The sequence below is a fragment of the Lachnospiraceae bacterium genome, assembly GCA_025758065.1.
GTDB lineage: Bacteria > Bacillota > Clostridia > Lachnospirales > Lachnospiraceae > Enterocloster.
Genome location: CP107199.1, coordinates 2587519 through 2602500, shown reverse-complemented (window position 1 = coordinate 2602500; position 14982 = coordinate 2587519). Strand labels below are relative to the sequence as shown.

Genomic DNA, 14982 nt, shown 5'->3' with positions numbered 1-14982 from the left:
CTTTCTGTATACTTCGCTTTTCTGTATGCTCCGCCAAACCTGCATCCGGTCTTACCTGAATGTGCATCCTTAAACTCTATATCAGGCTATGTTATCTTAACTTGTGGATATAATGCATCTGCCCAGGATCCGGTTCTTCCTCTGTAAGCATCTTGTGGATATCCTGTATCATATTTCCCAGTCCCATAGTTTCCTGGAACAGGTTCTTTCCAGTACACCACACATGCCCCTCTTTTACAGCCTTAAAATCAGCAAGCAGGGGGCTTTTCGCCATAAGTTCCTTTAATGCAGATAATTCCCCGTCTATGGTACTGTTATAAATAATGTAGTCCGCATCTTTTGCCTGATCATAGAAGGCCTCCATTTCCATGTTCATGGTAGAAAGGGCATTTTCCTCTTCTTCTGCATTCTGTGGAACATAAGTACCTCCGGCCATCCGGATCATCTTTGCCACATAATCTCCCGGCTTTCGCACATTGACACTGCCTTTGGAAGTGATGTAGAAAAAAGCAACTGTTTTTCCAGTATCCTTCTGGTCAGAAATACCTTCCAGATTTTTTATTTCAGCTTCAAATAACTCCTCTGCCAGCCCTTCTTTTCCAGTAAGAACGCCGTACAGCTTCACCCATTCCATGCGTCCTAAAGGGTCAGCCTCATAGCTGGAACGCTCTACTAAAACCGGCACTCCCAGATTTTCCAGCTGCTCCTTTACCTTAGGACAGTGATAGATCATAGTAGACTCAATGGCAAGATTACAGGACTTATCTACAATGTACTCATAGTCTGGCGCACTGTATTTGCCTGCATACTCCATTTTTCCTTCTTCCATGGCCTTTTTCGGCTCTTCTAAATACCAGCCGGAACTTTCTGTACCTGAAAGAGTGATCTGATCCACTGCATCCAGATGACAGAAAAAGTCCATGGCAGAGGTTGCAGCCAGATACATATTGTTTAATGGTCTTACAAGAAGTGTGATATCTTCCGGCAGGCCATCTGGCACTGGCTCTTCTTCTGGTACTACCAGAAATTTTTCATCTTCCCCAATGGTGATCAGGGCATATCTTTCTTTCCCATAGTAGGCGACAGAAAACTGGCTGGCATATTTTAAATCAAGGGTATCTGTTGGCGCAAGACCTGACCAGGATACATCACCGGCTTCCCCGCCTTCTTCCCCTGTGTCCTGCAATTTAACAGCACTCTCTCTATGCTCTACGGCTCCTGTATCCGTTATCTTTCCTGCTTTCTGTCCGCATCCAACGCACATCCACAGTATCAGCACTGTTACAGCCAGCAAAAACACGGCTCTGGCTTTTTTTCTGTTAATCTGTTTTTTCATCTTCATTTTTCCGTTATCATCTCTGTTGCTTCTGCAGCCATGAAATCAATATTTGTTACTGTGGCTTTATGCTTTCTGAATCAAAAGTCAGTGTATATTCGATCTCATGAGGCGTACTCATGGCAATCGTATCTGCGATCACCTTCTGTTTGTAGTCAAATACAGTGACCGGGATCTCAAAAGCTGAATTGCCCTCTGTATTCACAGGCTCATATTTCTCATCACCGATCTTCATATAATCATAATGAGAACTACTCCAGGTGATAATGGCAGCTGCCTGTCCATTTTCAATCGTTAATGCTGCCGGAGACTCTATTGTAGTGCGTCCGGAACCGCCCTCTAATGTTACTTCTATTGTATAATCCCCATCTTTTAATCCCAGGCTTTCTACAGTCTTTGTATTTCCTTCTTTGTAAGCATCTGCAGGAAGGGAATCAGCCCGGACCACCAGGGTGCGGTCATACCAGGTCTCTTTCTTTTTACTGTAAGCAGCACATTCAATTCCCTTATCCAGGGCTTCTACCGGGATCTCAAATACATTTTTTCCATCCGCACTCTCTTCTGCCTGAATGTAATCTGCTTCATCAGCTTTTTCTGCATCTTCCCCGGTCCCCATAAATACTTTTCCATAACCGGAGCCGCTTAATGTCATGCGGACAGTCATTTTTCCATCTGCTACTGTAAGCTCTGCCTCTGTAATGTTAAACATAGAAGAGCTGGAGTCCACTTCTGCCGGATAAACACCATCTTTTAACGCACCGGCTTCTACCGGCACCATACCTTCTTCTACTACCTGTACTGTAGGTGATGTCTCTTTTTCCTTCTCTGAACCTGGATCCTGAGATATTTTTCTCTCCTCTTTTATATCTTCCCCTGAATCTGTTTTGCTGCTCTGGGCTGTTTCTGCCTGTTCACTTACCGCCTGCTCACCAACTGTCTTAGAAGCCTCTGGATTTACCGCTTTCTGTCCGCATCCGGCAGACAGTCCCACTAAACTAATGATCCCGGCACATAATACATATTTTTTTATCTTCATCTGATCCACCATCTTTCTCACTGTATGAACTGGTCACCAGACCTGTCGGCCCGGTCCCCATATATATTTTATGTTCTCCCGGAATCAGCCGCAAGTGCAAGTACATGAAAGGCTCCGGGAGGGCATTTTTAATAAAAGGCAGTCAGAGTCTTCTCTGGCCGCCTTTGGGGTGTTTTCATTTTGCATCCAACTGCAAAAGCATTATTTTGCAAGACTGTCAACAGCTGCCTTTGCATGCTCTACAAACAGCTGCTGGATTGGCTCTAACTCGCCTAAGCCTCTTACAAGGCATTTTACTTCATAACCAGCTTCTTCAAAAGTGGTCTTCCAGGAACCTTCTTCATCACCTGCCATATCATTATTTGCATGGTCGCCTGCAACGATCATTAATGGCTCTAACACAACTTTCTTATAGGAACCTTCTTTTACCTTTGCAAGTACATCATCCAGACTTGGGGTTGCTTCTACAGTACCTACATAGTAATGCTCAAAGCCTTCTTCTGTAAGCATATCCTGCATCTTTGCATATACCTGATTGGATTCAGCCTCTGTACCATGACCCATGAAGCAGATCGCAGTCTCACCGTCATCATACTCCTTAGTCGCATCTGTGATAGCCTGGATCACTGCCTTAAAATCAGCATCAGAAGTAAGTAATGGCTCACCTACAGCTACCTGTTCAAAGGAATCGGCATTTTCCGCTATCTCATTTACCAGATCTGTATACTCAAGACCATTCATCAGGTGGGTTGGCTGGATAACAAGGGTCTTTACACCGTTCTTTACTGCACGGTCAAGAGCCTCTGTTACATTATCAATAACAACATTATCTCTCTTCTTTACATGGTCAATGATGATCTGGCTGGTAAAGCCTCTTCTTACAGAAAAGTCAGGCTGTGACTTTTCAATGGCATCCTCAATAGCGCCAATGGTTAAACGGCGGCTGTCATTGAAGCTGGTTCCAAAGCTTACAACTAAAATTTCCTTTTCCCCAATCTCATCCTGGTTTCTTGCGTTGTCCAATGCTGCATCTCCTGTATCGTAGTTTTCTTCATCCTCTTCTTCAGCAGCTGTTTCCTCTTCCTTTGTTTCTTCTGCTGTAGTTTCTTCTTTTGATCCTTCGGCACTTGTCTCTGCTGCGGAAGCTGCTGTAGTTTCTTTTGCGCCTCCTGAGCATCCTGCTACGGTACCTGCAGCTACTGCTGCCGCTGCGAAAAGCAGCATTGCTTTTTTCAATTTCATTTTCATTTTCCTCCTTGTCCTAAGACACATAATAATTATGTATCGGTCCGGGAAAAATCCCGGCAGGGCGCAGGAGTCCATTTTCCTGTTGTGAGTCAGAAATCCTGATGAAAATGGTATGTTACCAGCATTATAAAACTGAAATCTGATACATACGACCATCTCCAGGACCGGCACGATCAATTACTCGTGACCCGGAATGAACCTTCTCCTGTACCAACAAATGGCAGGTTTCCTGACTTGCTGCTTTCCACATATAAAACTGCCTTCCCGGTTTCCCAGTGGCGGATATTTATCATCTCTATCCACGTTTTATATGAACAGATACGGAAAAATACATTTCCGGATCCCCTTTACAGCTTACAGTGACGAGATCGCGCAGGCACTTCCCCTGCTTCCCTTTTACCCCTTTATGAATGGAATGTACTCTCGGAGTCTTTCATGCACTTGCCTTTGCGGCCGATTTTCCGCCAGTCGCACCCGAATTTTATCACCGTACGCACCGCGTACGCCTCAAAAATTTGGGCACAACTGACAAAAAATCTTCTCGCAAAATCAAGTACAAAAAGATTCCGAGAGTACATTGGACAGAAATCATATAACTGTCCATTTATAAACGGCACCATTTGCTCTTAACTCGATATGGAATTATCCTAACACCTAACCATCTAAAAAGCAACGGAAAATTATTTTTAAGCTTTTATGATCCTTATACCCAGGAACAGATCAGGCTCATATTCCCTTCAAACCGGCAGTTTCCAAACCCAGCCGGAATAATAAAATGATCGCCCTTTTTGATCATTTTACCGTTTATGCTTCCTTCTCCTTCGATCACACTGACATTTACAAAACCAGCTTTAAAAACATGATCCCAGTTTCCGTGGATATCATATTTTTCCACTGTGTAGTAAGGGCATGTTTCCAGGTGTTCCAGATTAACTCCTTCCGTATGGGTAAAGCTTCTCTGGTCTTTTGCAGGCTGGAATGGGGTTTTGATCACATCCAGGCTCTGTTTTACATGAAGCTCTCTAAGCTTTCCGTTCCATTTACGGTCATAATCATATACACGATAGGTAATATCACTGGACTGCTGGGTCTCTAAAATAACAGTTCCCCCTTTAATGGCATGGACACAGCCGGGATCGATCTGGTAAAAATCACCTTTTTTAACAGGTACTTCCCTGATCAGGTCTTTCCACCGCTTCTCTTCTACCATCTGTTTTAATTCTTCCTTATCTTTAGCATAATGGCCAATGACGATCTTCGTTCCTGGTTCGCTGTCCAAAATATACCAGCACTCTGTTTTTCCCAGAGAACCATTTTCATGCTCCCTTGCATAATCATTATCCGGGTGAACCTGAATGCTTAAGTCTGATCTTGCATCAATGATCTTAATAAGGAGCGGAAATTCTTTCCCATACTTTCCATCCTCATTTCCAAACAGCTCCGGATGGTCTGTCCACAGCCTTGACAAATGTTCTCCCTTATAGGTTCCCTCTGCAATGGTACAGTCACCGTTTTTATGGGCACCAATACCCCAGCATTCCCCGGTACTGTCGCCTGGTATCTCGTATCCAAACTCGTCCCGAAGCTTTTTTCCTCCCCATACAGCTTCCTTGAAAACCGGTTTCATAAATAATAATTCCTTCATTATGTATATTCCCCTTTCTGATCTGCCGCCACCTGTGGCAGCTGCCCTCACAATCTCTTAACTCATTATAGCCCAAATGCACCTGCATGTCCATTTGACATTTTTCTGCTTTTGCTTATAATAAAGATACTTAATATCTGACAACAAATGAAGGGGTATAACATGGAATTACTACAGTTACGATATTTTCTGGTAGCGGCCCAGTATCAGCATATGACCAAGGCTGCCGAACACTTACAGATCGCCCAGCCGGCCCTCTCCCAGGCCATACACAGGCTGGAGGCAGAGCTGGGGGTTCCGCTGTTTGAAAGAAAAAACCGCAGTATTGAATTAAACGAAGAAGGGAAATTTTTACAGAAACGGCTTATTCCTTTATTAAGCAGTCTGGACCGGCTGCCGGAAGAGCTGCGAAAGGGAAAAGAAGCTTCTACCCATACAGTCCACCTGCGGCTGCTGTCTGCCTCTGCTCTTATCACCAATAAGATCATTGCCTACCGTAATCTCCGTCCGGACGTAAACTTTCAACTGTACCAGACACCCGGACAGGAAGATGATTATGACGTATGTGTAACAGCCCGGAGAGCGGATACTGCCCCAAAGGAAAATGATCCCGCTACGATCATGCTGGAAGAAGATCTGTATCTGGCCGTTCCTGTCCATTCCCCCTATGGTTCCAGGGAATCGATCCGTTTAACAGACACGAAAGATGCAGATTACATCTGTCTGGGTGGTTCCAAACCCATCCGTCAGATCACAAACAGCTATTTTATGGAAGCAGGATTTTCCCCCCATATCATTTTTGAAAGCGACACCACAGAATCTGTGCGCAACCTGATCGCAGCGGGAATGGGCATCGGTTTCTGGCCTGCCTGCTCCTGGGGGCCTCTTACCAGTAATTTTGGCAGTTCTCCCGGACATTTTCCGGTAAAGCTGCTTCCGATCACTGACCAGAAATGCCGCCGGCAGATCATCCTGACCTGTTCGGAAAAAGGAAAGAACAGCACTATTGTAAAGGATTTCTGTAATTATCTGGTAGAGCATAATAACTGGATGTAAGTCAGGAGGCTTCTTTATTGATACACAGAACGCACAAAAAGGCACGTCATATCTGGCGCGCCTTTTTATGTCTGCGTTATTTTCTGCATGTTTCTGTTAAAGTCCATGGTATTCACTGCCCTTATGCTGACTGGCCTTCAGCCTGCTTAATGCACGCGCCATGGATGCCTTTGACATATAATACTCCCTGATGCTCTGTTTCTGCCGAAGCTGTTCTTTTGCCCGTTCCAAAGCCTGCTTTGCCCTGACTTCATCTATATCTTCCGGCCGTTCTGCCGTATCAACCACCACGGTCACACGGTTATTTGCTACCTGAACGATCCCCAGGCCTACTACTGCATGGTGATATTCCTGTTCTCCCGGAATCCGGAATTTAAGTTCTCCTTCCTGGATTGCAAGGATCATGGCCTCTCTGTGGGGAAGGATACCTACCTCCCCGTCATGGGCCGGAACAACTAACGCTTCACAGTTTCCATTATAAAATACATGGTCACTGGCTATGACCTTAAGCCAGAATGTTGTCATATAACGCTCCCTGCTTTCGCTTTTTCCACTACTTCGTCAATGGTTCCCACATTAAAGAAAGCTGCTTCCGGATATTCATCCATTTCCCCGTCAATAATAGCTTTAAAGCCGCGGACTGTTTCTTTTACCGGCACATATTTTCCAGGAACACCGGTAAAGTTTTCTGCAACATGGAATGGCTGGGATAAAAATCTCTGGATCTTTCTTGCACGGCTTACAGTCAGCTTATCTTCTTCAGACAGTTCTTCCATACCTAAAATAGAAATGATATCCTGAAGTTCTTTGTACTTTTGCAGCATTTCCTTTACTTTGTTTGCTACTTCATAATGCTCTTTTCCTACCACATCTTCCTCAAGTATACGTGAAGAAGACTCAAGAGGATCTACAGCCGGATAAATACCCTGTTCTACGATCTTTCTGGAAAGAACTGTAGTTGCATCCAGATGTGCGAAAGTAGTTGCAGGAGCCGGATCTGTTAAGTCATCTGCAGGTACATAAACTGCCTGTACAGAAGTAATAGAACCGTTCTTTGTAGAAGCAATACGCTCCTGAAGACCGCCAAGGTCGGTTGCCAGGGTTGGCTGATAACCAACTGCAGAAGGCATACGGCCAAGTAAGGCAGAAACCTCTGAACCAGCCTGGACAAAACGGAAAATATTATCAATGAACAGCAGCACATTCTGGTGCTTTACATCACGGAAATACTCTGCCATGGTCAGTCCTGTTTCCGCCACTCTCATACGTGCGCCCGGGGACTCGTTCATCTGTCCGAATACAAGGGCTGTTTTCTTTAAAACACCGGACTCACCCATTTCTGTCCAAAGATCATTTCCTTCACGGGAACGTTCTCCAACACCGGTGAAAATAGAATATCCGCCGTGTTCTGTTGCAATATTGGTGATCAGCTCCTGGATCAGTACGGTTTTTCCTACACCGGCACCTCCAAACAGACCGATCTTACCGCCCTTTGCGTATGGGGCTAACAGGTCAATGACCTTGATGCCGGTTTCCAGCATCTCCACAACCGGGCTCTGGTCTGCGAAGCTGGGTGGATCTCTGTGGATGACCCATTTTTCTTCCCCTTCCAGGCTTTCACCGCCGTCTAAGGTATCTCCAAGTACGTTAAACAGGCGTCCCAGTGTTTTTTCACCAACAGGAACTGCAATTCCCTTTCCTGTTGCTACTACTTCCATATCTTTACACAGTCCCTCACTGGCAGCCAGCATAATGCAGCGGACTACATCCCCGCCAATATGCTGCGCTACTTCCATGACACAGCGCTTTCCATTGTTCATTACAGTCAGCGCATCCTGGATATGAGGAAGGTTTCCATCTTCAAAAGCCACATCTACTACAGGTCCCATTACCTGTACGATCTTTCCTTTATTCATGGCTTCCTCCTTCTTTTATTGATTACGAAAAACAAATGTCTCCTTGTTTTTCCCTGAACGCATTATCGTTTCTTCTTCCGCTGTGCTCTTGCACCGCCTACTACCTCTGTGATCTCCTGGGTAATGGCAGCCTGACGCACACGGTTATATTCTATTGACAGATCATTTAACAGCTCTGCTGCATTATCACTGGCAGACTGCATGGCCATCATGCGGGCATTCTGCTCACTGCAAAATGACTCTACCAGGGCGCCAAAGATAAATCCTGTAACATAGTTTGGCACCACATGATCCATAACTGCTGTTGGTGACGGAACCATCTGGATCTCTTCCTGGTGGATATCTGCGGGAATCGCCACATTGCTGAAATCCTCTTTTTTAAGAGGAAGCAGCTGTTCCATCTGTGCTTCCACCTTCATACTGTTTATCATCTGGGTATAAATGATCCACACTTCATCCAAGCGTCCTTCCATATAGTCTTCGATCAGGGAAGATGCTATAAGACGAGCCCTGTGCATAGTAGGATTCTGAACGGTATAATGGAATTGTTCTTCCACCGGCATATGGCGGGCAGCAAAATACTGCCTTCCTAACTCTCCCACCACATACAAACGGTTATTTTCGCTTTTTTCCAACCATTCATGAGCCAGCTTCAGCACATTGTGATTGTATGCACCTGCCAGTCCCTTATCGCCGGTAATGACCACCAGCCCCCGGATACGGTCCTCTTCTTTGATTTCTTTTCTTGCATTAAAGTAAGGATGTTCTGTATCTCCCATATGGCGCAGGATACGCCGGATCAGACTTTGCAGTGTGTAAAAATAAGGTTCTGTATCTTCCAGAAGCTTCCGGCTCTTTTTTAACTTCGTCGAAGAAATAAGGTACATGGCATTGGTGATCTTACGTGTGTCCTGAATACTTTTTATTCGGTTTTGGATCTCTCTTGCGTTTGCCATACTGCCTCCTTAAACTCCTTTGCAGCTTTTAAGATATCTTCTGTCAGTTCATCACTTAAAGCTTTCTTTTCCGTGATCTCATTTACAAGCTCCGGATGCTTATTTTCAAACCAGCCTAACAGATCCATCTGGAATGTTTTAATCTTCTTTACATCCACATCCAGCATCAGTTTATGGGTAGCCGTACATAAAGTAATGACCTGCTCGGCCATGGAAAGAGGACGTCCAAGAGGCTGCTTTAACAGTTCCATCAGACGTTTTCCATAAGCTAACTGCTCCTTGGTCATCTCGTCCAGATCAGAGCTGAACTGGGTGAATACTTCCAGTTCGCGGTACTGTGCCAGGTCTACACGTATGGTTCCGCTTGACTTTTTCATAGCCTTTGTCTGCGCAGCACCACCTACACGGGACACAGAAAGACCTACATTTACTGCCGGTCTCATTCCTGAAAAGAACAGATCGCTTTCCAGAAAAATCTGTCCGTCTGTAATAGATATTACATTGGTAGGAATGTAGGCAGATACATCTCCTGCCTGGGTTTCAATAATAGGAAGCGCAGTGATAGAACCGCCTCCTAACTTGTCAGAAAGGCGGCTGGAACGCTCCAGTAATCTGGAATGGAGATAGAAAACATCTCCCGGATATGCCTCGCGTCCCGGAGAACGTTCAAGCAGCAGGGACAATGCGCGGTAAGCCACAGCATGCTTGGAAAGATCATCGTAAACGATCAGCACATCTTTTCCCTGATGCATGAAAAATTCAGCCATCGCAGTTCCCGCATAAGGTGCAATATACTGTAAAGGCGCCGGATCACTGGCTGTAGAAGCCATCACAATGGTATAATCCATGGCGTCATTTTTCTTTAATGTATTTACCAGCTTTGCAATGGTAGATGATTTCTGGCCAATGGCTACATAGATGCAGATCACATCTTTTCCCTTCTGGTTTAAAATAGTATCTATTGCAATAGAGGTCTTGCCGGTCTGTCGGTCGCCAATGATCAGCTCACGCTGTCCGCGGCCAATAGGGAACATAGAATCAATGGCCAGAATACCGGTCTCCATAGGTACACCTACTGATTTACGTTCTGCGATCCCCGGTGCTTCCTGCTCCACAGGAAGATAATCCTCTTCCTTTGCCGGTCCCATTCCATCAATAGTCTCGCCTAACGCATTGACTACGCGGCCTAAAAAAGCGCTTCCTACCGGAACTCCGGCTCTTTTCTTTGTTCTGGTAACCTTTGTCCCTTCTGTGATGCCTGTATCTTTTCCAAAAAGGATACAGCCGATCTCATTTTTACGGATGTCCTGGACCATACCCTTGACACCGTTTTCAAATATAACGATCTCTCCGTACATGGCGTGATCAATGCCATAGACAATGGCGATACCGTCACCAACCCAGATCACAGAACCTGTTTCGTTGATCTGGCCTGCATGGGCATCATAATCTTCGATCTCACCTTTGATGATAGAGATGATCTCCTGAGAACTGATCGTACTCATAGTAATAACTCCTATCGTTTTCCATTCACATCATAAACATGTATTAAGCCCCAAACAGCTGCTTTAATTGTGCCTTAAGGCTGTAGTCATATTCCACATCTTCTGCTTTTAAGATAAAACCACCTAAAAGCTTCTGATCCTCTTCCATTGAAAGCTGCACCGTTTTTTTATGAAATTCCTTACAGAGAAATGACTGGATGCCTTCTAACTGTTCATGATCCGGTTCAGTGACATAAATAAGTTTCGCTTTTAATATACCAGATGCATCCAGTACACATTGATTCCAGACTGTGAGAATATCTTCTATCTCTCCAATACAGCCGGACTCACATGCTTTCTTTAAAAAAGAAGATATAAGGGGAGAAAAATCCGGTTCTTTCCATATTTTTCCAATTATATTTTTCTTTTTTTCTGCCTGTACCGTTGGATCATTTAAAAGAGTGGTAAGCTGTGGATTTTCTTTAAAAATACGTCCAGTCTCCTGTACCATGTCTTCCGGTATCTGTAATTCATAGAGAACCTTTCCGTATATTCTTGCCTGCTCAGTCATGTTTTTCACCTGCGCTTGCTAAAAATGTCTGGTAGCGTTTTCTGTCATTTTCCGGGCTGCTCTGCTCTGACAGCAGTTTTGCAGCTGCCGTCATTGCCAGACCGGTAACAGAAGCCTGAAGGTCATTTAATGCTTTTTCTCTTTCCAGTTCAATGACCTTTTTCGCCTCATCTGCCTTTTTGGCAGCATCTGCATCCGCCTTCTTTAAGATCCTGTCATATTCCTCAGAGGCTCTCACCTTTGCTTTAGTAACAATATCATCAGCTTCTGCTTTCGCATTTTCAAGGGAAAGCTCATATTTTTTCTTTAAAAGATCTGCATCCCGGCTGGAAACAGCTGCCTCATCTAATTCTTTTTCCACCATCTGCTTTCTCTCTTCCAGGATCGCCATGACCGGCTTCATAAGGAAATGCTTCAAAAACAGATATAAGACCAGAATGTTGATGATCGTAAAGGCAATATTCCAAAAATTGATATTTAACATATATAACTGCCTTTCTTTTCTGCGATGCCGCTTATTTTTCTTTTGAACTTTTTGGGCTCATTATTTCAAGAATAAAATGATCAGCAGACCGATTACAAAGCCGTAAATAGCAGTTGCCTCAGCCAGCGCGCATCCAAGAAGCAGTGCCTTTGTGATCTTGCTGTCTGCCTCAGGCTGTCTTGCAATGGCATCTACTGCTTTAGAAGTAGCCATTCCGATTCCCAGTCCTGCTCCGATTCCTGTAATTACTGCAACTGCAGCTCCAAGTGCGATTAATCCTGACATGATGTTTTCTCCTTTTTGTTTAAATTTTTTTGTTTGTCTGGTTTGTTTACTCAATAGCTTCTTTTATATATAAAGATGTAAGGAATACAAAGACATAAGCCTGTATCACTCCATCGAATATATCAAAATACCCGCTGAAAGGCAGAGGCACTACTAAAGGCAGCAGATATTTGATCAGCGCCATAACAACTACCGCTCCCAGCACGTTTCCAAACAGTCGCATGCAAAGGGACAAAGGACGGATAAATAATTCCAGCACATTAATGGGGGCGATAATGGGGATGGGCTCTGCAAAGCTTCTGATCCAGCCCTTTACACCTTTCTTGCGGATCCCGGCTGCCTCTACTAATACAATACTCATTACCGCTAAAGACGCAGTCACATTCAGGTCTTTTGTGGGGGATTTAAAACCTAACAGACCAATCATATTGGCAATGGCTATGTAGATGACCACGGTGATCAGATAAGGGATATAGTCTTTTCCTTCTTCTCCTAAAAGATCCAGGAAAAAGCGATATAAAAACGAAAATCCGCTTTCTAAAGCTGCCTGTTTTCCACTTATCTTTCTGACCCTTAAACCGTGGACCCAGACCAGGGAACCGGCCATGATAATGGCCATGATGATCCATGTGACCACCACCGATTCCAGTACATCGATCCCGCCAAACAAAGGAATGGTAAACACTGTATTGCAGTTTAATTCCTCCATCAGGGACTCTACCAGCTTGTCCAACTTTTTCACACTCCTTTCCAGCATTCTGATGATTTCTTGTTCTTTTTGTTTCGTCCGTTATTATAGTCACTGGTTTTTTCCTTTTCAATTCTGAATTTCTTATTATTTCATAACATAAACATTATCAAGTGAAATTTTGCATAATTATTGTTTATAATTTTTTTATTTTTTGGAACATTTCAGAATATATATTTCAAAGATGTTAAAATTTTCTCAGGCATAATTTTAAATGGATACAAAAAAAGCTGTTTCTATTTCCTCACTTTTTATGTGAGGACAATAAAAACAGCTTATCTCTATTTAATATCTTTTATTAGAACAGTCCCGGGAACAGAGTCGCCGGAATAGCCAGCCAGAAGTTTGGGAAGATAACTAACAGCAATAATACTGCGATGGAGGATAAGAAATAAGGAAGAGTTCCCTTAAATGCATCCTCGATGGTAATACCACTGATAGAAGAAGCGATCAGCAGGCACAGACCATAAGGTGGGGTTACCAGGCCAAGAGCCAGGGTAACAACGATGATCAGGCCAAGGATGATCGGGCTGATCTGCAGTGAAATAGCAGCCGGAAGAATGATCGGAACAAACAGGATCATTGCCGGTACAGCATCCATGAAAGTACCTACAAACATAAAGAATGCAACTACTACAAGAAGGAATACCAGTCTTCCGCCTGGCATATTAGCGAAGAAGTTCTGTACAACTACATTCAGCTGATAGTATGCTAATAACTCGCCTAATGCATTTGCTGTAGCCAGGGCGAACAGAGACAGGGAAGACAGCTTCATAGTCTCGATCAGGATGCGTGGCAGGTTCTTAACCTTAATGGTCTTATAGAAGAAAATACCAACTAATAATGCATATATACATGCAAATGCTGCAGACTCAGTAGGTGTAAACAGACCGCTGACAATACCGCCGATCAGGATGATAGGTGTAAGCAGTGCAGGCAGAGACTGGAATGTTCTGCGGCAGACTTCCTTAAATGGAACTCTCTCACACTTAGGGAAGTTCTTTCTCTTGGAATAATATTTAACAACTGCCATCATAGCCAAACCAAGTAAGATACCCGGAACCAGACCTGACATAAACAGCGCACCTGTACTTACGTTAGCAATACCTGCGTAAACGACCATGGTGATACTTGGAGGGATAATGGAACCTAATGTAGAAGATGCTGCGGTAACACCAACAGATGTTCCTTTGTCATACCCCTGCTTCTCCATTGCAGGAATAAAGATCTTACCAACACCAGCAGTATCTGCCTGGGAAGAACCGGAGATACCTGCAAAGATCATAGATACAAGTACGTTTGAATAAGCAAGACCACCACGAAGGTGTCCAACTAAAGAGTTGCAGCAGTCGATCAGTTTTTCAGTGATCTCACCTTCGTTCATCAGGTTTGCTGCAAGGATAAACAGCGGAACAGCTAACAGTGTGAAGCTGTTCAGACCATTAAACATCTTCTGGAATACAACTAAATTGGGGATCTGTCCCAGGGACGCGATACCGGTAAAAGATACAACACCAAGTGCGAATGAGATCGGCACACCAATGGCAACAAAAACGATAAACATTACTACTAATAAAACACCCATTACTTGTTGTCTCCTTTCGTAATAGCACCGATTTCTTCAATGATCTGCGCGATCAGGTAAATAGTAGAAGTCACGCCACAGATTGGAAGGCAGGTCCATGTAGGTCCACGCTTAAAGGACGGAATATTGGTCCATGTGTAGTTCCAGAACTTCTGTGTTAATTTATAACCATAATAAGCCATTAATACAGCAAACACCAGCATAACAAGAGAGATGATGATCGCTAATACGCTCTTAATTTTCTCATTTTTCAGCATATCGCTGACGGAAGTAAACGCGAAGTGACGTTTTTCATATACCATAGCCCCTGCGCCCATAAATACAGCCCAGATAAAGGAATACATAGATACGTCCTCAGTCCAGGTTGCTGCGATGCCTATATAACGTGATAGCATCTGGAATACTACTGTAAGAAGGAAAATGCAAAGGAAGAATCCTCCTACAGCAATCTGGATCTTCTGCATCCATTCAATTGCTTTCTTCATAATGTGTTCTCCTTTCAGGAAATCCTAACACCATATTAACACTCTTTTTAACCTAACATCAGCCATCCAGTGGCCCAGATGGCTGATATCCTCCGGATCAGGAACACCTGATCCATTTAATAATTCAGTTTCTTTCGTAAATCTGTA

Annotated in this window: 15 protein-coding genes and 1 riboswitch; of the genes, 1 reads left to right on the top strand and 14 read right to left on the bottom strand. The window is 44.0% G+C overall.

Annotation, left to right across the window (positions count from 1 at the left end):
- Window positions 1–91: 91 nt before the first annotated feature.
- From OGM16_12035 to OGM16_12020, 4 genes are all read right to left on the bottom strand, one after another.
- Window positions 92–1336: an ABC transporter substrate-binding protein gene (locus OGM16_12035; protein ID UYJ45545.1), complete on the bottom strand. Its 1245-nt coding sequence runs from the start codon at window positions 1334–1336 to the stop codon at window positions 92–94.
- Between the two features lie 55 nt (window positions 1337–1391).
- A complete protein-coding gene (locus tag OGM16_12030; GenBank protein UYJ45544.1) occupies window positions 1392–2372 on the bottom strand; it encodes a hypothetical protein in 981 nt (326 codons plus the stop codon).
- A gap of 201 nt (window positions 2373–2573) precedes the next feature.
- Window positions 2574–3614, bottom strand: a complete 1041-nt coding sequence (locus OGM16_12025; protein ID UYJ45543.1) for a sirohydrochlorin cobaltochelatase — start codon at window positions 3612–3614, stop codon at window positions 2574–2576.
- 207 nt (window positions 3615–3821) lie between these two features.
- A riboswitch (cobalamin riboswitch) is annotated at window positions 3822–4060 on the bottom strand.
- 263 nt (window positions 4061–4323) lie between these two features.
- Window positions 4324–5265, bottom strand: coding sequence for a class I mannose-6-phosphate isomerase (locus OGM16_12020; protein ID UYJ45542.1), 942 nt, complete (start codon window positions 5263–5265; stop codon window positions 4324–4326).
- A 162-nt stretch (window positions 5266–5427) separates the two neighbouring features.
- Between OGM16_12020 and OGM16_12015 the strand changes: the two genes are divergently transcribed.
- Window positions 5428–6321, top strand: coding sequence for a LysR family transcriptional regulator (locus OGM16_12015; protein ID UYJ45541.1), 894 nt, complete (start codon window positions 5428–5430; stop codon window positions 6319–6321).
- Window positions 6322–6417: 96 nt separating this feature from the next.
- Here OGM16_12015 and atpC read toward each other — a convergent pair whose 3' ends face one another.
- The 10 genes from atpC to OGM16_11965 all read right to left on the bottom strand — a co-directional run bounded on the left by atpC (window position 6418) and on the right by OGM16_11965 (window position 14835).
- A complete protein-coding gene (gene atpC / locus OGM16_12010; protein ID UYJ45540.1) occupies window positions 6418–6846 on the bottom strand; it encodes an ATP synthase F1 subunit epsilon in 429 nt (142 codons plus the stop codon).
- Window positions 6843–8237 carry a F0F1 ATP synthase subunit beta gene (gene atpD / locus OGM16_12005; protein UYJ45539.1) on the bottom strand — a complete coding sequence of 465 codons (1395 nt, stop codon included), beginning with the start codon at window positions 8235–8237 and terminating at the stop codon, window positions 6843–6845. Before atpD ends, atpC begins: the two co-directional genes overlap by 4 nt.
- A gap of 62 nt (window positions 8238–8299) precedes the next feature.
- On the bottom strand, window positions 8300–9193 hold the full coding sequence (gene atpG / locus OGM16_12000) for an ATP synthase F1 subunit gamma (protein ID UYJ45538.1): 894 nt from the start codon (window positions 9191–9193) through the stop codon (window positions 8300–8302).
- Window positions 9160–10698: a F0F1 ATP synthase subunit alpha gene (gene atpA / locus OGM16_11995; protein UYJ45537.1), complete on the bottom strand. Its 1539-nt coding sequence runs from the start codon at window positions 10696–10698 to the stop codon at window positions 9160–9162. Before atpA ends, atpG begins: the two co-directional genes overlap by 34 nt.
- 43 nt (window positions 10699–10741) lie before the next feature.
- On the bottom strand, window positions 10742–11248 hold the full coding sequence (gene atpH, locus OGM16_11990; GenBank protein ID UYJ45536.1) for an ATP synthase F1 subunit delta: 507 nt from the start codon (window positions 11246–11248) through the stop codon (window positions 10742–10744).
- Window positions 11241–11732, bottom strand: coding sequence for a F0F1 ATP synthase subunit B (atpF, locus tag OGM16_11985; GenBank protein UYJ45535.1), 492 nt, complete (start codon window positions 11730–11732; stop codon window positions 11241–11243). The genes atpH and atpF overlap by 8 nt, the downstream gene beginning before the upstream one ends.
- A gap of 60 nt (window positions 11733–11792) precedes the next feature.
- On the bottom strand, window positions 11793–12017 hold the full coding sequence (atpE, locus tag OGM16_11980; protein ID UYJ45534.1) for an ATP synthase F0 subunit C: 225 nt from the start codon (window positions 12015–12017) through the stop codon (window positions 11793–11795).
- A gap of 46 nt (window positions 12018–12063) precedes the next feature.
- The gene (locus OGM16_11975; GenBank protein UYJ48453.1) at window positions 12064–12750 is read right to left on the bottom strand and encodes a F0F1 ATP synthase subunit A; all 687 of its coding nucleotides are present in this window, start codon (window positions 12748–12750) and stop codon (window positions 12064–12066) included.
- Between the two features lie 313 nt (window positions 12751–13063).
- Complete coding sequence (locus tag OGM16_11970) at window positions 13064–14350, bottom strand: TRAP transporter large permease (GenBank protein ID UYJ45533.1); 1287 nt, start codon at window positions 14348–14350, stop codon at window positions 13064–13066.
- Entirely contained in the window at window positions 14350–14835 is a 486-nt protein-coding gene (locus tag OGM16_11965; GenBank protein ID UYJ45532.1) for a TRAP transporter small permease, read from the bottom strand. Before OGM16_11965 ends, OGM16_11970 begins: the two co-directional genes overlap by 1 nt.
- Window positions 14836–14982 lie beyond the last annotated feature (147 nt).

Coding starts and splice junctions, on each gene's coding strand:
- OGM16_12035 (UYJ45545.1), bottom strand. CDS start 1,336: ATGAAAAAACAGATTAACAGAAAAAAAGCCAGAGCCGTGTTTTTGCTG.
- OGM16_12030 (UYJ45544.1), bottom strand. CDS start 2,372: ATGAAGATAAAAAAATATGTATTATGTGCCGGGATCATTAGTTTAGTG.
- OGM16_12025 (UYJ45543.1), bottom strand. CDS start 3,614: ATGAAATTGAAAAAAGCAATGCTGCTTTTCGCAGCGGCAGCAGTAGCT.
- OGM16_12020 (UYJ45542.1), bottom strand. CDS start 5,265: ATGAAGGAATTATTATTTATGAAACCGGTTTTCAAGGAAGCTGTATGG.
- OGM16_12015 (UYJ45541.1), top strand. CDS start 5,428: ATGGAATTACTACAGTTACGATATTTTCTGGTAGCGGCCCAGTATCAG.
- atpC (UYJ45540.1), bottom strand. CDS start 6,846: ATGACAACATTCTGGCTTAAGGTCATAGCCAGTGACCATGTATTTTAT.
- atpD (UYJ45539.1), bottom strand. CDS start 8,237: ATGAATAAAGGAAAGATCGTACAGGTAATGGGACCTGTAGTAGATGTG.
- atpG (UYJ45538.1), bottom strand. CDS start 9,193: ATGGCAAACGCAAGAGAGATCCAAAACCGAATAAAAAGTATTCAGGAC.
- atpA (UYJ45537.1), bottom strand. CDS start 10,698: ATGAGTACGATCAGTTCTCAGGAGATCATCTCTATCATCAAAGGTGAG.
- atpH (UYJ45536.1), bottom strand. CDS start 11,248: ATGACTGAGCAGGCAAGAATATACGGAAAGGTTCTCTATGAATTACAG.
- atpF (UYJ45535.1), bottom strand. CDS start 11,732: ATGTTAAATATCAATTTTTGGAATATTGCCTTTACGATCATCAACATT.
- atpE (UYJ45534.1), bottom strand. CDS start 12,017: ATGTCAGGATTAATCGCACTTGGAGCTGCAGTTGCAGTAATTACAGGA.
- OGM16_11970 (UYJ45533.1), bottom strand. CDS start 14,350: ATGGGTGTTTTATTAGTAGTAATGTTTATCGTTTTTGTTGCCATTGGT.
- OGM16_11965 (UYJ45532.1), bottom strand. CDS start 14,835: ATGAAGAAAGCAATTGAATGGATGCAGAAGATCCAGATTGCTGTAGGA.